Source organism: Exiguobacterium sp. SH5S4 (assembly GCF_004337045.1).
GTDB lineage: Bacteria > Bacillota > Bacilli > Exiguobacteriales > Exiguobacteriaceae > Exiguobacterium > Exiguobacterium aurantiacum_A.
Genome location: NZ_SJUQ01000001.1, coordinates 95,943 through 114,955, shown reverse-complemented (window position 1 = coordinate 114,955; position 19,013 = coordinate 95,943). Strand labels below are relative to the sequence as shown.

Annotated in this window: 18 protein-coding genes and 1 riboswitch; of the genes, 1 reads left to right on the top strand and 17 read right to left on the bottom strand. The window is 53.3% G+C overall.

Annotation, left to right across the window (positions count from 1 at the left end; all coding sequences use genetic code 11):
- Positions 1–9 precede the first annotated feature (9 nt).
- The 11 genes from EVJ32_RS00555 to EVJ32_RS00505 all read right to left on the bottom strand — a co-directional run bounded on the left by EVJ32_RS00555 (position 10) and on the right by EVJ32_RS00505 (position 10,565).
- On the bottom strand, positions 10–384 hold the full coding sequence (locus tag EVJ32_RS00555) for a YciI family protein (RefSeq protein WP_131455909.1): 375 nt from the start codon (positions 382–384) through the stop codon (positions 10–12).
- Positions 385–533: 149 nt separating this feature from the next.
- On the bottom strand, positions 534–1,931 hold the full coding sequence (gene sufB, locus EVJ32_RS00550) for a Fe-S cluster assembly protein SufB (RefSeq protein WP_016510561.1): 1,398 nt from the start codon (positions 1,929–1,931) through the stop codon (positions 534–536).
- 19 nt (positions 1,932–1,950) lie between these two features.
- Entirely contained in the window at positions 1,951–2,385 is a 435-nt protein-coding gene (gene sufU / locus EVJ32_RS00545) for a Fe-S cluster assembly sulfur transfer protein SufU (protein WP_131455907.1), read from the bottom strand.
- Positions 2,375–3,595, bottom strand: coding sequence for a cysteine desulfurase (locus EVJ32_RS00540; RefSeq protein ID WP_131455905.1), 1,221 nt, complete (start codon positions 3,593–3,595; stop codon positions 2,375–2,377). The genes sufU and EVJ32_RS00540 overlap by 11 nt, the downstream gene beginning before the upstream one ends.
- Before the next feature lies 1 nt (position 3,596).
- Positions 3,597–4,865 carry a Fe-S cluster assembly protein SufD gene (sufD, locus tag EVJ32_RS00535; protein ID WP_131455903.1) on the bottom strand — a complete coding sequence of 423 codons (1,269 nt, stop codon included), beginning with the start codon at positions 4,863–4,865 and terminating at the stop codon, positions 3,597–3,599.
- 12 nt (positions 4,866–4,877) lie between these two features.
- The gene (sufC, locus tag EVJ32_RS00530) at positions 4,878–5,639 is read right to left on the bottom strand and encodes a Fe-S cluster assembly ATPase SufC (RefSeq protein WP_131456080.1); all 762 of its coding nucleotides are present in this window, start codon (positions 5,637–5,639) and stop codon (positions 4,878–4,880) included.
- A gap of 172 nt (positions 5,640–5,811) precedes the next feature.
- Entirely contained in the window at positions 5,812–7,026 is a 1,215-nt protein-coding gene (locus EVJ32_RS00525; RefSeq protein ID WP_131455901.1) for an MDR family MFS transporter, read from the bottom strand.
- Positions 7,027–7,131: 105 nt separating this feature from the next.
- Entirely contained in the window at positions 7,132–7,962 is an 831-nt protein-coding gene (locus EVJ32_RS00520) for a MetQ/NlpA family ABC transporter substrate-binding protein (protein ID WP_131455899.1), read from the bottom strand.
- A 28-nt stretch (positions 7,963–7,990) separates the two neighbouring features.
- Positions 7,991–8,653, bottom strand: a complete 663-nt coding sequence (locus EVJ32_RS00515; RefSeq protein ID WP_016510556.1) for a methionine ABC transporter permease — start codon at positions 8,651–8,653, stop codon at positions 7,991–7,993.
- Complete coding sequence (locus EVJ32_RS00510) at positions 8,643–9,671, bottom strand: methionine ABC transporter ATP-binding protein (RefSeq protein ID WP_131455897.1); 1,029 nt, start codon at positions 9,669–9,671, stop codon at positions 8,643–8,645. The genes EVJ32_RS00515 and EVJ32_RS00510 overlap by 11 nt, the downstream gene beginning before the upstream one ends.
- Positions 9,672–9,749: 78 nt before the next feature.
- Positions 9,750–9,855, bottom strand: a riboswitch (SAM riboswitch).
- A 452-nt stretch (positions 9,856–10,307) separates the two neighbouring features.
- The gene (locus EVJ32_RS00505) at positions 10,308–10,565 is read right to left on the bottom strand and encodes a thioredoxin family protein (protein ID WP_131441425.1); all 258 of its coding nucleotides are present in this window, start codon (positions 10,563–10,565) and stop codon (positions 10,308–10,310) included.
- 188 nt (positions 10,566–10,753) lie between these two features.
- Between EVJ32_RS00505 and EVJ32_RS00500 the strand changes: the two genes are divergently transcribed.
- The gene (locus tag EVJ32_RS00500; protein ID WP_131455895.1) at positions 10,754–11,809 is read left to right on the top strand and encodes a PTS sugar transporter subunit IIC; all 1,056 of its coding nucleotides are present in this window, start codon (positions 10,754–10,756) and stop codon (positions 11,807–11,809) included.
- 44 nt (positions 11,810–11,853) lie between these two features.
- Here EVJ32_RS00500 and gcvH read toward each other — a convergent pair whose 3' ends face one another.
- From gcvH to EVJ32_RS00470, 6 genes are all read right to left on the bottom strand, one after another.
- On the bottom strand, positions 11,854–12,237 hold the full coding sequence (gene gcvH / locus EVJ32_RS00495; RefSeq protein WP_070328736.1) for a glycine cleavage system protein GcvH: 384 nt from the start codon (positions 12,235–12,237) through the stop codon (positions 11,854–11,856).
- 48 nt (positions 12,238–12,285) lie between these two features.
- Positions 12,286–12,639: an arsenate reductase family protein gene (locus tag EVJ32_RS00490; protein ID WP_131443112.1), complete on the bottom strand. Its 354-nt coding sequence runs from the start codon at positions 12,637–12,639 to the stop codon at positions 12,286–12,288.
- Between the two features lie 48 nt (positions 12,640–12,687).
- The gene (locus tag EVJ32_RS00485; RefSeq protein WP_236639458.1) at positions 12,688–13,416 is read right to left on the bottom strand and encodes a hypothetical protein; all 729 of its coding nucleotides are present in this window, start codon (positions 13,414–13,416) and stop codon (positions 12,688–12,690) included.
- 94 nt (positions 13,417–13,510) lie between these two features.
- Positions 13,511–15,295 carry an acyl-CoA dehydrogenase family protein gene (locus tag EVJ32_RS00480; RefSeq protein WP_131455891.1) on the bottom strand — a complete coding sequence of 595 codons (1,785 nt, stop codon included), beginning with the start codon at positions 15,293–15,295 and terminating at the stop codon, positions 13,511–13,513.
- A gap of 13 nt (positions 15,296–15,308) precedes the next feature.
- Positions 15,309–16,481, bottom strand: coding sequence for an acetyl-CoA C-acetyltransferase (locus EVJ32_RS00475; protein WP_016510281.1), 1,173 nt, complete (start codon positions 16,479–16,481; stop codon positions 15,309–15,311).
- A 19-nt stretch (positions 16,482–16,500) separates the two neighbouring features.
- On the bottom strand, positions 16,501–18,912 hold the full coding sequence (locus EVJ32_RS00470) for a 3-hydroxyacyl-CoA dehydrogenase/enoyl-CoA hydratase family protein (protein WP_131455889.1): 2,412 nt from the start codon (positions 18,910–18,912) through the stop codon (positions 16,501–16,503).
- Positions 18,913–19,013: the final 101 nt, after the last annotated feature.

The window sequence follows — 19,013 nt, the reverse complement described above, 5'->3', positions numbered from 1 at the left end:
CGAGACCGTTCACTCTCTTTCCCAATAATAGTGAACCGGCCGAATTTCAATCCTCCAGCCTAACGATTCCGCTTCGGGCACTTGGGTCGTCGGATGGATGGAAGCGATTCTGACCGCGTCCTCTATGTCCGCCGCTTCAATCAAAAAAGTACTTCCTACTACTTCCTTTGACCCCAAGACTGGTCCATCCGTTATCTTGATCTGATCAGCATGACGCTTGACTTCTTTCATACTCGCTTCAAGCCCAATATCTAATACAACCTGCTCACTTGCATAAAACTGATGTAAGTATGGTTCACAAGTAGCCATGATTCGGTCTATTTCATGGTCCGTCTTTTCATTCATTTTTTCAGCATTGAAATAGCCTGTTACCAAAAACATCATGTTCGCTTCTCCTCTCGGGTCGAGTATATGTTTCACTACTTTATTCCCTAGTTCAGGTCGAAATAGCTCCTATGAAACGAGAGGGGTTCAATCCAAAAAAGACGGTTGACATGATTTCATGTCAACCGTCTTTATCTACATATTCAGGATTATCCGATCGATCCTTCCATCTCAAACTTGATGAGACGGTTCATTTCGACGGCGTATTCCATTGGCAATTCTTTCGTGAACGGCTCGATGAAGCCCATGACGATCATCTCGGTCGCTTCTTCTTCCGAGATACCACGGCTCATGAGGTAGAAGAGTTGCTCTTCTGACACTTTCGAGACTTTCGCTTCGTGCTCGAGTGAGACTTGGTCGTTCAAGATCTCGTTATAAGGGATCGTGTCCGACGTCGACTCGTTGTCCATGATGAGCGTGTCACATTCGATGTTCGAACGGGCACCTTTCGCCTTACGGCCGAAGTGGACGATTCCGCGATACGAGACTTTTCCGCCTTGTTTCGAGATCGACTTCGAGACGATCGACGACGACGTGTTCGGCGCGAGGTGAATCATCTTCGCCCCAGCGTCTTGGTGCTGCCCTTTACCGCCGAGGGCGATCGAGAGCGTCATCCCACGTGAGCCTTCACCTTTTAAGATGACGGCCGGGTACTTCATCGTGAGTTTCGATCCGATGTTGCCATCGATCCACTCCATCGACGCGCCCGCTTCACAGACGGCACGCTTCGTGACCAAGTTATAGACGTTGTTCGCCCAGTTTTGGATCGTCGTATAGCGGCAGTATGCATCTTTGTTGACGTAGATCTCGACGACAGCAGAGTGAAGCGAGTTCGTCGTGTAGACCGGTGCCGTACATCCTTCGACGTAATGGACCGAAGCGCCCTCGTCGACGATGATGAGCGTCCGCTCGAATTGACCCATGTTTTCCGAGTTGATCCGGAAGTAGGCTTGGAGCGGTTGCTCGAGTTTCACGCCTTTTGGTACGTAGATGAACGAGCCACCTGACCAGACGGCTGAGTTGAGTGCCGAGAACTTGTTGTCCGTCGGCGGGATCAATTTCCCGAAATACTCACGGAACAAGTCTTCGTTTTCTTTCAAAGCCGTGTCCGTATCTTTGAAGATGACACCTCTTTCTTCAAAGTCTTCTTGCATGCTGTGGTAGACGACCTCTGACTCGTACTGAGCCGAGACACCTGCCAAGTATTTTTGTTCCGCTTCCGGGATACCGAGCTTGTCAAACGTACGTTTGATCTCTTCTGGTACCTCGTCCCACGAATGTTCCGTCTTCTCAGACGGCTTGACGTAGTACGTGATCTCATCAAAATCAAGTGACGTGAGATCGCCGCCCCATGTCGGCATCGGCATCTTCCGGAACTGTTCGAGTGATTTTAAACGGAACTCGAGCATCCATGCCGGTTCTTCTTTCATGTTCGAGATTGTTTCAACGATTTCTTTCGTCAAGCCGCGGCCTGAACGGAAAATCGAGATGTCTCGATCATGGAAGCCATATTTATAATCGCCAACGTCTGGCATATTTTTCGCCATATCGGTCTCCTCCTTCTACTTACGCTTCCTCGTCGACTCCCTTTTCAAGCGCTTTCCACGCGAGCGTGGCGCACTTGATGCGAGCCGGAAACTTTGAGACACCAGACAACGCTTCGATGTCGCCTAGGTCAAACGTGTCTGTATCGTAGTCTTTCCCTTGAACCATCTGTGAAAAGATGTTGGCCAGTTGGAGCGCTTCGTCTACAGACTTACCTTTTACGATTTGGGTCATCATCGATGCCGAGGCGAGACTGATCGAACAGCCTTCCCCTTCGAATTTGGCATCTTTCACGATTTCGTCTTCGACTTGAAGTTGGAGTCGGAGTGAATCCCCGCACGTCGGGTTGTTCAAGTCGATCGTCACGCCATTTTCGATGACGCCACGATTTCTTGGGTTTTTATAATGATCCATGATGACTTGTCGGTACAACATATCGAGATTGTTAAAACTCATAATTGAAATACTCCTTCGTTTGACGTAACCCTTCGATGAAGCGATCAACTTCATCTCGTGTGTTATACAAGTAGAAGCTCGCTCGGGCAGTCGATGATTGCTTCAGGAGGCGCATGAGCGGCTGGGCACAGTGGTGACCGGCCCGTACCGCGACCCCTTGCATATCCAAGACGGTCGCAAGGTCGTGGGCGTGCACGTCGTTCAAGTTGAACGTGACGAGCCCGACACGCTCCTCAGGACCGAAAATCTCAATCCCTTCGATCGTACGCATCTGTTCGATCGCATACGTCACGAGCGCCCGTTCGTGCGCCTCGACATTCTCGAGACCGAGGTCATCCAAGAAGTCGATGGCGGCAGCCAAACCGACCGCACCGGCGATGATTGGCGTTCCCGCTTCAAAGCGATACGGGATGTCTTTCCACGTCGACTCATACAAGTCGACGTAATCGATCATCTCGCCGCCGAACTCGACCGGCTCCATTTTTTTAAGCAGCTGTTTCTTCCCGTATAAGACGCCGATCCCGGTCGGACCGAGCATCTTATGGCCGGAGAAGGCAAGGAAGTCACAATCGAGCGCTTGAACGTCAAGCTTCCGGTGCGGTACGCTTTGCGCCGCATCGACGACTATGACCGCGCCTTTTTCGTGGGCGAGTTTCGCCACTTCCGCGATCGGGTTAATCGTGCCGAGCACGTTCGAGACGTGGCTCATGGCGACGATCTTCGTCCGGTCCGACAACACTTCCCGCACCGCGTCGAGTGTGATCCGACCGTCTGGCGTCATTTCGACGTAACGGAGTTTCGCACCTGTGCGCTTGGCGAGCTGTTGCCACGGAATCAAGTTCGCGTGGTGCTCCATCGGTGTGAGAACGATCTCATCTCCCGCGCTGACGTTGGCGTCCCCGTAACTTGAAGCGACAAGGTTGATCGCCGTCGTCGTCCCCCGCGTGAAGATGATTTCTTCCGGTACTGAGGCGTTGATGAATGAACGGACACGCTCCCGTGCCCCTTCATACGCATCCGTCGCGTGTGTGCCGAGCGTATGGACGCCACGGTGCACGTTCGAGTGGATACGGCGATAGTAATCCTCGATCGCCTCGATGACAGCAAGCGGTTTTTGGGAGCTCGCCGCACTGTCGAGATAGACGAGCGGATGGCCGTTGATTTCCTGATCTAAAATCGGGAACTGTTTACGAATCGAGGCATCAATCATCTTAACGCACTTTCCCTTCGATGACTTCACGGAGACGGTCTTTAACCGACTCGATCGCGAGTTGCTCGACGACCGGGTTCAAGAATCCGTGAATGATTAAACGTTCTGCTTCTTTACGTGACAGACCGCGGCTCATCAAGTAGTACAACTGAATGTCGTCGACGCGTCCGACTGAAGCGGCGTGGCCGGCCATAACGTCATCCTCATCGATGAGGAGGATCGGGTTGGCGTCACCCCGTGCTTTTTCAGACAACATGAGAATGCGTTCCGTTTGGACACCGTTCGACTTCGAGGCACCGTGATGAATCATCGATGTCCCGCTGAAGATCGCCGTTGCCGAGTCTTTTTGAACACCGTGGATCAAGATGAATCCTTCCGAAGACTTCCCAAAGTGGTCGGTCCGGATGTTGAAGTTTTGTTTCTGTGCGCCACGACCAATCGTGACCGCTTTCGTGTTCGAGTACGTGTTGTCTCCGACGAGATGCGTCTTCGTCTCGACGAGCGAGTTGCCGTCGTTCATATGACCGAGCGCCCAATCGAGATGAGCGTTCTCGTAGACGACACCGCGGCGGTTCATGAACGTGAGTGCCGACTCAGCGAGCTGGTCGACCCCACCGAATACGACTTTCGCGTTCGCTCCGACAAACACTTCCGTCACAGCGTTGACCGTGTGCGGCTCATTCGTGTTCGACAAGAAACTTTCGACATACGTCACTTCACTGCCTTCGTCGGCGACGACGATCGTATGGTGGTACAACGAACCGTTCGCTTGTTCCATCGTGAAGATGGCTTGGAGCGGGTCTTTCAATTGCATGTTTTTCGGGACGTACAAGAAAGCCCCACCGTTCGTGAGCGCTGCGTTCAAGGCAGACAAGCGATCTTCGTCAATACGAACGCCTTCTGTCATGAAGTATTTCTCGACGAGGTCCGGATGTTGTTCCATCGCTTGTTGGATTCCCATAAACAAGACGCCTTCCGGCATCGCAAGTTCGTTATAGACGACATGACCGTTGCGTTCAACGAGCACGTTTGTCCGGTGGTCTCCGAGCAATACTTCGATTTCAGGCGTCAACCCGTCAAGCTTCGCGAGTTCGACGTCTCCGCTTGTGAAATCCCATTTTTCAATCTTGATTTTTTCAACTTTAGGCAAGGCGAGAGTCGGCGCAAGTTCTGCTGCTTCTTTACGTCGGCTGACCATCCATGCTGGTCCACCGAGCGCCTCTGCACGTGCCGCTACTGCTTGTGCATCTAATTCAAATTGTACGGTCATCGTACAGCCCCCTTACGCTTCTGTGTCTACTGTCATCCCTAGATCTTGCTTCACCCAGTCGTAACCTTCTGCTTCGAGTCGTTGTGCCAGCTCTTTGCCGCCCGACATGACGATTTTTCCGTCGATCATGATATGGACGAAGTCTGGCTCGATATAGTTGAGGAGACGCTGATAATGCGTGATGATCAAGCAGCCGAACTCTTCTGTGCGCATCTCGTTGACGCCTTTGGCGACGACTTTGAGCGCATCGATATCAAGACCTGAATCGATCTCGTCAAGAATCGCGATGTTCGGTTTGATCATCATCATTTGAAGGATCTCGTTACGTTTTTTCTCTCCGCCCGAGAAGCCTTCGTTCAAATAGCGGTGTGCCATTTCTGAAGGAATCTCAAGAACGCCCATCTTCGAATCGAGTTCGCGGATGAATTTCATAAGTGAGATTTCTTCGCCTTCTTCACGGCGCGAGTTGATCGCTGAGCGCAAGAAGTCAGCGTTTGTGACACCGCTGATTTCAGCCGGATATTGCATCGCGAGGAACATACCTGCTTGCGCGCGTTCGTTCACTTCCATCTCGAGGACGTCTTCTCCGTTCAAGTCGACGCTCCCTCCTGTCACTTCGTACATTGGATGACCCATGAGGGCAGATGCGAGTGTTGATTTACCAGTCCCGTTAGGACCCATGATGGCGTGAATTTCGCCACCTTTAATTTCAAGATTAAGACCTTTGACGATCTCTTTTCCTTCGATTGAGACGCGGAGGTCATCAATTTTCATGTGTGGTACGTTAGACATTCGGATACCCCTTCCGTTTTCTCGCCATTTGTGGCGTAGATTAGATATATTCTAATCTTAATCTAGGCAATTTTTTATTTCAAGCGACTCACCTTATATTTCATTCTCAATAGAACATAAATGTTGAGAATGAGAACATCGGGAATTCAAGACATTATCCAACATTTTCCTCGACTTGAGCCGCATCCGCTTGTTTTTCCCGTAGCGCGCCGGTGAAGAAGAAAGCACCACACGCGGTCAGAACGGCTAAGCTCCCAAATACAGGGAGCGACGCGTTGTCGAAGCCGTCGAGCAGCAGTCCGCCGATGACCGGCCCGATCGATTGACCGAGTGCCGTCAACCCCATCGCCCCGAAGTACGTGCCGCGCAAATGTTCCGGCGCCAACTCGTCCGTCAACACGTCCGTCATCGTGAACATGAGCACTTCCCCGACCGTGAAGATGACCATCGCGACGAACAATACCCACACCTCGGCAGCGAAGCCGATCAACAACAGCCCAATCGAGAGCGTCGCGATCCCGAAGAACAGCGACTTGATCGGCGAGACGCGAATGCCGAACCGCATGATCGGATACTGCACGATGAGCACGGTGATCGCATTGACCGTCAACAGATAAGCGAACAGGCGCGACCCGTCACTGAACCCGTCGTGAAACGCGATGAACTGCGGCAACGTCGAATTGAATTGACTGTAGCCGATGATGGCGAAGATCATGCCGATGATGACGAAGCGGAACGTCTTGTCTTCTTTTAACACACGGAACGTCTCCGTCAGGCGCGGCCGGACTTTAGCGCCGTCCCCTTCTTCAAACGGATATTTCCGGAACAACGTCGAGATGACGAGGCCGTAAAGGACATAGACGGCGGTCACGACGAAGAACGCGCTCTTCGCTCCCGTAAGTGACAAGACGACCGCAAGCAGCGGTCCGATCGCCGCAGCGATGTTGATCATGAAGTAGCGCACGTTATAGACGATGACACGCTGGTCGGGTTGCGTCGTGTCGCTGATCAAGGCCCGAGACGCCGGTTCAAGGAACGACCGTGACACCCCCATCAAGATGGAGAATATGTAAAACCAAATCAACTCGGTTGCGAGCGCGAAGCCGGTGAACGTCAAAGCGTTCAAACCGATACCGATCAACATCAGCTGCTTGCGCCCGTAGCGGTCAGACAGCGTCCCCCCGAAAAAGCTCATAAATAGACCGGATAATGCCGACGTCGCGAACACCGTCCCGATCACGCTCGCCGAGAAACCGAGCGTCGCGAGATAAATCGCAAAAAACGGCATGACAAAAAACGTCGACAGCCGTGCAAAAAATGTACCGAATAAGACGCCTAGCGTCAGCGGATGAATCTGTCGTATGCTCACCCGGATCCCCCCTTTTTCTACATATAAACAGTTTACTTCTATTGTTAAAGCAAAACCACTGCAAACAAAAAAGGCCCGGGATGTCCCGGACCCTTAGATCAATCATTATTTAACCGGTACGACCGCACCTTTGTACTCATCCAAGATCCACTGTTGTGTCTCTTCTGACGTCAATACTTCAAGGAGTGCCTTGACGCGCTCGTCACTCTCGTCGCCTTCACGTGTGACGATCAAGTTGACGTACGGTGAATCTTCGCCTTCAAGAGCGATCGCGTCTTCGAGCGGGTTGAGCCCGGCATCGATCGCGTAGTTCGTGTTGATGAGGACGGCGTCACCTTCACCGTTGTTGAACGCTTGCGGGAGAAGTGCCGCTTCGACGTCCGTCTTGAACTTCAAGTTTTTCGGGTTGTCGACGATGTCAGCGACTGTCGCGTCTGTCGTCTTACCGTCAGCGAGCGTGAGCAAGCCTTCTGTCTGAAGCATCGTCAAGATCCGTCCGTGGTCAGCGACCGACGAGCTCATGATGACCTCAGCTCCGTCCGGAAGTTCATTGAGTGACTTGTAGTCTTGTGAGTAGACACCGATCGGCTCGATGTGAACACCACCGGCTGAAGCGAATTTATAGTCTTTGTTCTCAGCCATTTGTGACTCGAGGTACGGCTCGTGTTGGAAGTAGTTCGCGTCGAGTTCCCCCGCTGCGAGCGTCTTGTTCGGGAGCACGTAGTCTTGGAACTTCTTGATTTCGAGCGTGTAGCCTTTTGCTTCGTATTCATCTTGGACGTGCTCTAAAATCTCGGCGTGTGGTACGTTCGACGCGCCGACGATGAGCGTCTTGTCGTCGCCCGAGCCTGATTCTGAGTCCCCGCCGCCACATGCCGCGAGAATTGTGAGTGCTGAAGCTGCTGTCAATCCGAGTACTGTTTTCCATGATTTCATTGTGATACCCTCCAAATTTTCTTTTTGATCAAGCAGAACGCTTGTCGATTTTTGAGACGAGTCGATCGCCGATAAACTGAACGACGAAAACGATGACTAAGATCAATACGGTCGCGACAAACGTGACGTCGCTTTGTGAACGCTGGAACCCTTCAAGGAATGCCAAGTTCCCAAGGCCGCCGCCGCCGACGACCCCGGCCATGGCCGTGTAACCGACGATGGCGACGATCGTCACCGTGATGCCTGACACGATGGCCGGGAGTGCTTCTGGGAACAACACTTTATAGACGATCTGCCATTTCGTCGCGCCCATCGACTCGGCCGCCTCGATGACGCCACGGTCGACTTCACGAAGCGCGAGTTCGACCATGCGCGCATAGAACGGGGCCGCCCCGATGATGAGCGCCGGGAGCGCCGCCGTCGATCCGAGCATCGTCCCGACGAGAAGGAGCGTGAACGGGATGAGCAAGATGATCAAAATGATGAACGGGATCGAGCGGAACACGTTGACGACCGCGCTGATGATTGTATAAATCGGGCGATTCTTCGTCATGAGCGGTTCGTTTGTGACGTATAGGAGCATGCCGAGGGCGAGACCGATGACGAATGTCGCAGCTCCCGCGACGAGCGTCATATAAAGCGTCTCCCACGTCTGTTCAAGCATGACTTGCCAATCTACATTAGGAAACATCGCTTTCTACCTCCACTTCCACTGCCTGTGACCGGATTGAGGCGATGGCCCGCTCGACTTCAGCCGGCTCTCCGATCAATTGGATGAATAGCGTCCCGAGCGCACCGACTTGCGACTGCGTCACGTTTCCGCCGATGATGTTGAAGCCGATGTCGTGCTGTTTCAACACTTCTGACAAGATCGGCTGTTCGGCCGTCTCGTTCAAGAATTTGAGCTTGACGATTTGACCAGTCGGATACCGTGCTTTCAAATGTTCGAACGTGAGCGACATGTCGTCGACGGCGCCGATTTGTTTGACGAACTCTTTCGTGATCGGCTGTTCCGGATGTTGGAACACGTCGGCGACTTGACCGGTCTCGACGACTTTCCCTGCCTCCATGACGGCGACGCGGTGACAGATTTTTTGGATGACATGCATCTCATGGGTGATGAGGACGATCGTCAGTCCGAGTTTCTTATTGATGCTGACGAGCAGTTCAAGAATCGAATCGGTCGTCTTCGGGTCGAGTGCGCTCGTCGCTTCATCGCAGAGGAGCACGTCTGGATTTGTAGCGAGCGCGCGGGCAATCCCGACTCGCTGTTTTTGACCGCCCGATAGTTGCGACGGATAGCTGTCTTCACGTCCGGCGAGGCCGACGAGATCGACGAGCTCTTGGACGCGGCGTTTGCGTTCACTGGCCGGTACCCCGATCAGTTCGAGCGGGAAGCTGATGTTCTCAGCGACCGTGCGCGACCATAATAAATTAAAGTGTTGGAATACCATCGAGACGTTTTTGCGCACCCCGCGCAGTTCTTTCGGAGTGAGTTTCGTCAGTTCGCTCCCTGCGACGACAATCTCACCGCTTGAAGGTGACTCGAGCCGGTTAAGTAGACGAATGAGCGTCGACTTGCCTGCTCCTGAATATCCGATTATTCCAAAAATTTCGCCGCTCTCGATTGTGAGCGACACATCATCGACCGCCTGGACCCGACCGTTCTTCGTGTCGAACCATTTGGCCACGTTACGTAATTGAATCAATACCTTTCCCTCCTGACAACAAAAAAAGTACACACGTTTGAGCAAACGTGCGTACTTTATCGGTACGGACAACGATTGCTCTCATCTTCCAAGGTTCTCACCTTGCTGGAATTAGCACCATTTCGGATTGCTCCGCGGTTGCTGGGCGTCATAGGGCCAGTCCCTCAGCCTCTCTTGATAAGAGTGTTGTTTATTCGATTAGCTTTATAATAGCGACACATTATTTTCATGTCAAACTATTTTGTGCGAAAAATCAAAAAAAGGTGCCATCCGAGGATGACACAGAACGTAGCACCTTGAGTCACGGAAGGACAACCCATAGATGAAACTCTTTTGCCCGATCAGAGTGTTCATCCTTATATGGGGGATTCAAGCCATCCATCACTCGGCCTTAGAACGTACCGTGCGGTTACGCGGTCGGTGTCCCTGCGCTTGATTTTTTTGGGGGACAATCTAAGGGAAGGTCCACCTAAAAGTCGCGTAAAGTGATGCACCGGCTGTTCTAAAACGTCTTGATGGCTGGAAAATCTCGTCCTATATTGTGTTCAAGTAAGATGTTGTAATGAATATACCATTCGTGAACTTTCTGTGTCAACTGATTATTTAAAATTTTCTGATTATTCTAATCATCCTATCTCATTTAACGAAAGATAGGACGTGCTGCACGTTTTGGAACGCATATAATCGGTCTTCGACTTGGCCGTCTTTAAGCTTTAACAGCGCCGGTACGCTCATGACTTGATACGCTTCTAACTCTTGCGGGATAAAGTTGGCGTCCTGCTTGTCGATCGCGAGTGTCGGGTCGACCGCTTCGACGACGGCGAGCATCCGCTCGGCCACAGCGCATGTTCCACACATCGGGGCGTATATATATAACAATCCGTCTGTAATCATTGTTCTCACCTCTTTTCTAAGTATATGAATGTGAGCCGATCTGTTCAAAAGTTGTGCTCAACTGGAAAAATCTGAATAGTTCAATATTTCTTGTTGACGCTCGCCCAAAAGAGGCATAGTATGGTCATTAACTTTATCGCTTTCGTACATAACAGCAAACACGTAGAAAAGGACAGGTGAATCCACCCATGACGGAACAAACGAAACTGACAGGCAAACAATTTTTGATGAACGTATTGAACGGACTCAGTCTCGCTATTTTAATCGCCCTCATCCCGAGCGCATTGCTCGGTGAATTAACGAAAGCCATCTTACCGTATTTTCCGTCTTTGCAGTTCATCTTAGACGCGACGACGATCGCGATGCGCCTACTCCCGGTCATCATCGGTGTCACCGTCGCGATGCAATTCGGACGTTCTGCGCTCGAGGCCGGGACGATCGGTATCGCGACCCAGGTCGGAAGCGGCGCCATCCGCATCGAGGAAGGCGCGTTCCTCATGGCCGGTATCGGCGACGTCATCACGGCCGGCGTGACGGCGGCCCTTGCGACATATATGGTCATGCAGTTGTCACCACGATTAAAGACGTACACCGTGCTCGTCTTACCGATGACGGTCATCGTCATCGCCGGCGGGATCGGCATGTTCTTACTCACGTACATCTCCCAGATCACGACGTACATCGGCACCATCATCATGACGATGACTGACCTCCAGCCGATTATGATGGGCATGTTGATCGCGATGGCGTTCTCGCTCATCATCGTCTCTCCGATCTCGACGGTCGGGATCGCGACGGCGATCAGCCTGTCCGGTGTTGCCGCCGGGGCCGCCAACCTCGGTGTCGTCGCGGCCGGCTTCGGTCTCGCCATCGCCGGGTGGCAGATGAATGCCACCGGGACATCAATCGCTCACTTCCTCGGCTCACCGAAAATTCAAATGGCAAATTTCGTCCGCCGTCCGATCATGATGCTGCCGGTGCTCGCGAACGCGGCCATTCTCGGTGCGCTCGCCGGTATCCTCCGTATCGAGGGGACACCGATCAGCGCCGGCTTCGGCGTCTCAGGGCTCATCGGACCAGTCAACGCCCTGCACTTGATGCCAGGCGGCTTCGCCCTATGGAACGTCATGCTCGTCATCGTCTTGTTCGGCCTCATTCCGGTGACGCTCGGGATTGTCTTCTATCGCCTGTTCAACCGGACATCACTCATCCAGCCTGAACATTACCGCCTCGACTTCGACTAAATCAAAAAATCCCGGCTTCTCATAAAGAGAAACCGGGATTTTTGTTAGCCTTGAATCATCGCTTCATATTCTTCGGCTGACATGAGTTTGTCGACGTCCGTTGAATCGTTCAACTCGACTTCGATCATCCATGCGCCTTCGAACGGTGCTTCGTTGACGAGTTCCGGAGAATCCGCGAGTGATTCATTCACTGCCGTGATCTTCCCAGAGATCGGTGCGTACAGTTCAGACACCGTCTTGACCGATTCGACCGAACCGAACGGCTCGTCGAGCAAAATCGTGCCGCCGACTTCAGGAAGTTCCACAAACACGATGTCCCCTAGTTCGCTTTGTGCGAAATCCGTGATCCCGATGCGGGCAACGCTTCCGTTCACTTCAACCCATTCGTGTTCTTTTGAATAACGTAGATTTGCAGGTACTTTGCTCATCTTGACTTCCCCCTCAAATAAATTAGACTCACATGTGTATTATAGCACTTAGCCCCAAACGTCTGTAAATGACTTTTCTGAAAAACCGACCGTCGATTTTTGACCGTCAGTGACGATTGGACGCTTTAAAAGCATACCATTGCTGACTAAAAGCTCGATTTGTTCGTCTTCTGACAAATTCGGGAGCTTATCTTTAATGCCTTCATTACGATACACTTGCCCGCTCGTATTGAAAAACTTTTTAAGCGGTAGCCCTGACTGTTGCCAGATCGACGTGAGTTCATCTTTTGACGGTGTCGCCTCGACGATATGAACGTATGTATACGCGACGTCGTTCTCCTTCAACCATTTCTCTGCCTTCTTACACGTACTGCATGGCGGATAGCCATATAGTGTCACCATGTTTCATCACCTCTTATCTTTAACTTTAGCATAATCACCTCACTCAATTCACGCCTCGAGCAAGCGTTCGATTTCTCGCTTCAACGTCGTATTGACCGGGTGACGCGCTTCGATATAGCGCAACATCGCCACGGCCGCTTCGACCGACTTGCCGTAACCTGGAAGCCATTCGCTGAGCCCGGCGACGAGCTCCGGGTGCCGTGTCTCGACCCGGCGCGTCGGATTGAACGGGTCGCCCGTCTCTCCATGTGCTTTCAACACGTTGTTGACGGCCGCGACTTGGATGAGTTCGAAGCCGGCGACCTTCTCTCCGCGTCGTTCACGGAGCAGACCGACGTACAGGTTCGTCAGCGCCTCTTCGTAGCAGTACGCGGCGCCTGGGACGTCCGTGACGAGCTTAGGCGTCGCAAACGATTCGAGCGCCTCCTCCCGCTTCCAGACGATCCGTCCCGGAGTGTAGGCGATGTGCGGCATCTCGAACAGTTCGAACACGGCGAACTCCCCGTAAATGCCGTCCGTATACATGATCTTGTGGCCGTCTTTCGTGTTTTGGAATTGGTAAGCGATCGGTTCAACCTCGAGCCAGTCCAAGTTGTCGATGAAGCGAGCTTTCCGCCCGTCTTCGACGATCAAAAAGAAATCGAGGTCGGAGTAATCATCGAGCCGCTCGGTCTCGAGGCCAATCGAACCGAGGGCGAGCAGCATGAGCGCCCCTTCTTTTGTCGCGACCGATTCCCCAATCCTTTTCATCCGTTCCAACAGCTGATCACGTCTCATGAACATTCCTCCTTTTCCTCATTGTACGTTCTGATCAAGCGAAAAAGAAAGGGCTGACCGCGTCCGGCCAACCCTTCTTGTTCGAAAAATTTGATTACACGATGAACTTGTTCGCTTTGATGAGGCTCGCTGCGACTTCGCGCTTCGTGCCGATGACGTTGATTGGCTGATAACGGCTGAACTTCTTCATCGCCGAGAGCAACATCCGTTGCTCGTCGCCTGACGTTGCCGCATACAACACTTCTTTCGCCATGAGATCGACTTGCTTAAACACTTGCTCGGCGAAGATTTCCGTGTAACGGACTTTCTGGTTGTTCTTATCGAGGCCAGTCCGGGCAATCGCTTTATCCGTCCGCGCGATCGCCGCTTCAAGCGCATAGATGGCGCTGATGATGTCGGCGAGCTTGGCGAGGATCTCTTGCTCGTTTTGGAGGTCTTGCTGATATTTCTGGACGGCTGTCCCGGCGATCATCAAGTTGATCTTCTTCATGTTCGATAGAAGCATCTTCTCGCGTGCGAGCGGTGAACCGTCGAGCTCTTGCGGCATGTAGCTCATGAGCTCTTTTTGGAGTTTCTGTGCTTCGGCGAGGAGCGGCAAGTCGCCTTTCATCGCTTTCTTGAGGAGCGTGCCCGGGACGATCAAGCGGTTGATCTCGTTCGTTCCTTCGAAGATCCGGTTGATCCGTGAGTCACGGTACAAGTTTTCGACCTCGTACTCGGTCATGAAGCCGTAGCCTCCGTGAATTTGAACGGCTTCATCGACGACGTAGTCGAACGTCTCAGACGCGAACACTTTGTTGAGCGAGCATTCGATCGCATACTCCGCGATCGATTGGGCGACTTTCGAGCCGTCGCGCATGTTCTCGTCACCTAGCGCGTCGAGGCTGTCTTGGAACAATCCGCCTGTGCGGTAGACCGAGCTCTCCATCGCGTAAATGTTCGCCGCCATCGTCGCTAATTTTTCTTGGATGAGCGGGAACTGGCTGATCGGCGTCTTGAACTGCTTGCGCTCGTTCGCGTATTGGACCGAGAGATCGAATGCACGTTTTGATGAACCGACCGCTCCGACCGCGAGTTTGTAACGACCGACGTTCAAGATGTTGAAGGCGATGACGTGCCCTTTACCGACTTCACCTAACAGGTTATCGACCGGGACTTCGACGTCTTGTAAAATGAGCGTCCGCGTCGACGAGCCTTTAATGCCCATCTTCTGTTCTTCGGCACCTGTCGAGACGCCGTTGTAGTCGCGTTCGACGATGAAGGCGCTGAACTTGTCGCCGTCAATTTTCGCGTAGACGACGAACACGTTGGCGAAGCCTGCGTTCGTGATCCATTGTTTCTCACCGTTCAAGACGTAGTGCGTCCCGGCCTCGTTCAAGACGGCCGTCGACTTCGCACCGAGCGCGTCCGACCCTGAGCCTGGCTCTGTGAGCGCGTACGCCGCGATCCATTCGCCCGTCGCGAGCTTCGGCAAGTACTTATGCTTTTGCTCTTCTGTTCCGAAGAAGACGATCGGAAGCGTCCCAATCCCGACGTGAGCGCCATAACTGAGGGCGAACGAACGGGCTTTGGCGAACCGTTCCGTGATGATCGATGACGAGATCTTGTCGAGCTGATAACCGCCGTACTCTTCAGGCACATCGGCACCGAGCAAACCGAGTTCGCCCGCTTCTTTCAACAGTTCGACCGAGAGATCGAACTCATGTTTTTCGATGCGTCCAAGTACCGGCATGACACGGTCGTCGACGAAACTCGACGTCGTGTCCCCGATCATCTTATGCTCGTCTGAAAAGTCTTCCGGTGTGAAGAGACGATCCGCGTCGAGTGCGTCAATGACAAAGCTACCGCCTTTAATCAATTCGTGTTCTGTACGTTCCATAGTCATTTCCCCCTTATAGTAATTCGAAGACGCCAGCAGCGCCCATTCCGCCACCGATGCACATCGTGACAACCCCATATTTCTCATTGCGTCGTTTCATTTCATGCAGAATCGATACCGCTAGTTTCGCGCCCGTACAACCGAGTGGATGGCCGAGGGCGATCGCGCCGCCGTTGACGTTCACTTTGGACGGGTCGATGCCGAGTTCACGGATGACGCCGAGTGATTGGCTCGCGAACGCCTCGTTCAATTCGAACAATCCGACTTCTTCAAGCTTCACGCCAGCCATCTCTAACGCTTTCGGGATGGCGACGACCGGTCCGATCCCCATCACTTCCGGGCGGACCCCGCCGACTGCGAACGAGAGGAACTTCGCCATCGGCTTCAAGCCTTGGCGTTCCGCCTCTTCCCGCTCCATGACGAGCACGGCCGCGGCGCCGTCTGATACTTGTGACGCGTTACCGGCTGTGACCGATCCTTTGATTTTGAAAGCTGGACGCAGCTTGCCGAGTGCTTCGACCGTCGAGTTGGCCCGGACGCCTTCGTCGTGCTTGACGACGAATTCACGTTCCGCGACTTTCCCGTCTTCACCGAGGACGTGCTCGATGACCGTCACCGGCACGATCTCTTCTTCGAACTTGCCGCCCGCGATCGCAGCCGCCGCTTTTTGATGGCTGTCGATGGCGAACAGGTCCTGGTCAACACGTGAGATGTTATACTCGGCCGCTACGCGCTCAGCCGTGTGTCCCATGCTCATGTAATACTCAGGCGCCGTCTCCATGATCGTCGGGTTCGGACGGATGACGTGTCCACCCATCGGGACGAGACTCATCGATTCCATTCCGCCGGCAATGATTGCCGTCGCTTGGCCGATCATGATCTTCGCTGCCGCGTCCGCGATCGCTTGAAGGCCTGACGAGCAGTAACGGTTGATCGTGACGGCTGGTACTTCGTGTGATAGTCCACCGCGTACGGCCGCATAACGGGCGATGTTCATCCCTTGCTCCGCTTCCGGCATGGCGCATCCCATGATGACGTCGTCAATCGGTCCCGTGTATCCCGACCGCTCGAGCGTCGCTTTGATGGCGTGACCTGCGAGCTCGTCCGAACGAACGTTTCGGAACGACCCGCGTTTTGCTTTTCCGACCGGTGTTCGTGCACCGGCCACGATGACTGCTTCTCTCATCTGTTAAGTCCCCCTTTTGTCAGTTCCGAAGTGGTTTGCCTTTGACGAGCATATGTTGCATCCGTTGCTGCGATTTCGGTTCTCCGATGAGGCTCAAGAACGCCTCACGCTCGATGTCGAGGAAGTATTGCTCGTCGACCATCGTGCCGTATGCCAAATCGCCGCCGCTGATGACATGGGCAAGTTTTTTGGCGATCTTCAAGTCGTGCTCTGAAATATAACCACCGTAGAACATCTCGTACGCTGCGAGTTCGAGCGTCGCTTTCCCGGTTCGACCGACGACCGGCAACTTCTCGCGCATCGGCGCGACGTATCCGTCCGCAAGTCCAAGCACGGTTTGTTTCGCGTCGAACGTCAAGTGGTCACGGTTCATCGAGATGCCGTCGATCGGACGATGATAGCCGAGCGCTTTCGCGTCATACGCCGACTTCGATACTTTCGCCATCGCGATGTTCTCGAACGTCTGCTGTGCAGCCTTCTCGATGTTTTGCATCGATTTTGGCGTCTGTTCAAGTAGACGACGGTACGTGTTGACGTTGCCGCCGCCGCCAGGGATGAGACCGACACCGACTTCGACGAGTCCCATGTACGTCTCAAGCGCTGCTTGCATGCGTGCTGCCGGCAAACTGATCTCCGTGCCGCCTCCGAGTGTCATGCCGTAAGGTGCGACGACGACCGGGCGACCTGCGTAACGGATTTTTTGAACGACTTGTTGGAACTTGTTGATGATCCAGTCGAGCTCATACCAGTTCTCGTCTTCCGCTTCCATGAGCATCATCGCGAGGTTGGCGCCGACGCAGAAGTTTTTACCATCGTTGGCGAGGACGAGTCCTTTGAAGTCTTGCTCGACGAGGTCGATCGATTGCTCGATCATCTGCATGATGTCGACCCCGATCGCGTTGTTTGGTGACGTGAACTCGAGGGCGACGACGTCGTCACCGATGTCGATGAGGCGAGCCCCGCCGTTCTCGAGGATGATCCCGTTCGACTTGGCGAGCGGTGCAAGTTTCAATTCTTTCGGGTTGACGGTCTTCTCGACGTACGTCCCAGACGCTTGATCGTAATACTGGTCCCCTTTATAGAAGGAAGTGTGTCCGGCAGCGAGCATCTTATCGATCCACGCCGGGACGGCATATCCTTCCGCTTTCATGCGTGCGACCGATTTTTCGACACCGAGTGCGTCCCATGTCTCGAACGGTCCGAACTTCCAACCGAAGCCCCACTTCATCGCGTCATCGATGGCGACGATCGAGTCACTGATCTCACCTGTGAGTCGTGCCGAGTAGACGAGTGTTTTCGCTGTTACCGGCCAGAGCAACTGCCCGACGCGTCCCTTGTTCAAGATCGCGCCTTTCAGTTTCGCTTTCGAGCCCGGGAGCGACTTGATTTGGTCGAGCTCAGTTCCTGTAATCGCTTTCAATTGTTCGTATTCAAACGTGCTCAAGTTGAGTTCCTGGATGACTTTCCCGTCTTTCTTATAGAACCCTTGACCAGACTTTTGTCCGACCCAGCCTTTTTCGACGAGCGTCTTCATTTCAGCAGGGACATCGAACGTGTCTTTCTCCTCGCCCGCTTCGAGCGCCTCATAGACGTTACCGGCGACGTGGACGAACGTGTCGATGCCGACGACGTCGAGCGTACGGAACGTCGCTGATTTCGGACGGCCGATGAGCGGTCCTGTGATCGAGTCCATCTCGCCGATCGTCGCGTTTTGTTTCAACATCTCCTCGAACGTGACGAGCAGGCCGTATGTGCCGATGCGGTTACCGATGAAGTTTGGCGTGTCTTTCGCCTCGACGACGCCTTTACCGAGACGGTCCTCAGCAAAGCGGGCCATGAAATCGATGACCGGGCGCGCCGTCTTCTCCGTCGGGATGAGTTCGAGCAGCTTCAAGTAACGCGGCGGGTTGAAGAAGTGCGTCCCGAGGAAGCGTGACTTCAATCCTTCCGGCAAGACGCTCGCCATCGCTTCGATCGAGATCCCAGACGTGTTCGAGCTGAGAATCGCGTCTTCACGGATGAACGGTGCGATCTTGTCGAACAGTTGCTGTTTCACGTCGAGCCGTTCGACGATGACTTCGATGACCCAGTCGGCTTCTTTCAATCGTTCGAGGTCATCTTCTAAGTTCCCGACCTCGATGAAGTTCAAGTGTTCCGCCGTCGCGAGCGGTGCCGGATTTTGTTTCAACAACTTGTGACGGTTCTCGGACGCGATGCGATTCCGCACTTCCGGTGACTCGAGCGTGAGCCCTTTCCCTTCTTCTTGCGCCGTCAATTCACGTGGTACGATGTCGAGCATGAGCGAACGAACCCCCGCGTTCGCCAAATGGGCCGCAATCCCCGCCCCCATTACTCCTGAACCGATGACGACCGCAAAACGGATATTGCTCGTCAAACGGAGGTCGGCTGATTGTTCGATGTGACTCGTCATATTGTTCCCCCCTAAATGAGAATGAATAGTGATTCATTTCACGCGTAAAAAAAATCGCAATCACCATCGTGTTTACTCTTCTATCATAAATGAACGACAAT

Coding starts and splice junctions, on each gene's coding strand:
- EVJ32_RS00555 (WP_131455909.1), bottom strand. CDS start 384: ATGATGTTTTTGGTAACAGGCTATTTCAATGCTGAAAAAATGAATGAA.
- sufB (WP_016510561.1), bottom strand. CDS start 1,931: ATGGCGAAAAATATGCCAGACGTTGGCGATTATAAATATGGCTTCCAT.
- sufU (WP_131455907.1), bottom strand. CDS start 2,385: ATGAGTTTTAACAATCTCGATATGTTGTACCGACAAGTCATCATGGAT.
- EVJ32_RS00540 (WP_131455905.1), bottom strand. CDS start 3,595: ATGATTGATGCCTCGATTCGTAAACAGTTCCCGATTTTAGATCAGGAA.
- sufD (WP_131455903.1), bottom strand. CDS start 4,865: ATGACCGTACAATTTGAATTAGATGCACAAGCAGTAGCGGCACGTGCA.
- sufC (WP_131456080.1), bottom strand. CDS start 5,639: ATGAAAATTGATGACCTCCGCGTCTCAATCGAAGGAAAAGAGATCGTC.
- EVJ32_RS00520 (WP_131455899.1), bottom strand. CDS start 7,962: ATGAAATCATGGAAAACAGTACTCGGATTGACAGCAGCTTCAGCACTC.
- EVJ32_RS00515 (WP_016510556.1), bottom strand. CDS start 8,653: ATGTTTCCTAATGTAGATTGGCAAGTCATGCTTGAACAGACGTGGGAG.
- EVJ32_RS00505 (WP_131441425.1), bottom strand. CDS start 10,565: ATGATTACAGACGGATTGTTATATATATACGCCCCGATGTGTGGAACA.
- EVJ32_RS00500 (WP_131455895.1), top strand. CDS start 10,754: ATGACGGAACAAACGAAACTGACAGGCAAACAATTTTTGATGAACGTA.
- gcvH (WP_070328736.1), bottom strand. CDS start 12,237: ATGAGCAAAGTACCTGCAAATCTACGTTATTCAAAAGAACACGAATGG.
- EVJ32_RS00490 (WP_131443112.1), bottom strand. CDS start 12,639: ATGGTGACACTATATGGCTATCCGCCATGCAGTACGTGTAAGAAGGCA.
- EVJ32_RS00485 (WP_236639458.1), bottom strand. CDS start 13,416: ATGAGACGTGATCAGCTGTTGGAACGGATGAAAAGGATTGGGGAATCG.
- EVJ32_RS00480 (WP_131455891.1), bottom strand. CDS start 15,295: ATGGAACGTACAGAACACGAATTGATTAAAGGCGGTAGCTTTGTCATT.
- EVJ32_RS00475 (WP_016510281.1), bottom strand. CDS start 16,481: ATGAGAGAAGCAGTCATCGTGGCCGGTGCACGAACACCGGTCGGAAAA.
- EVJ32_RS00470 (WP_131455889.1), bottom strand. CDS start 18,912: ATGACGAGTCACATCGAACAATCAGCCGACCTCCGTTTGACGAGCAAT.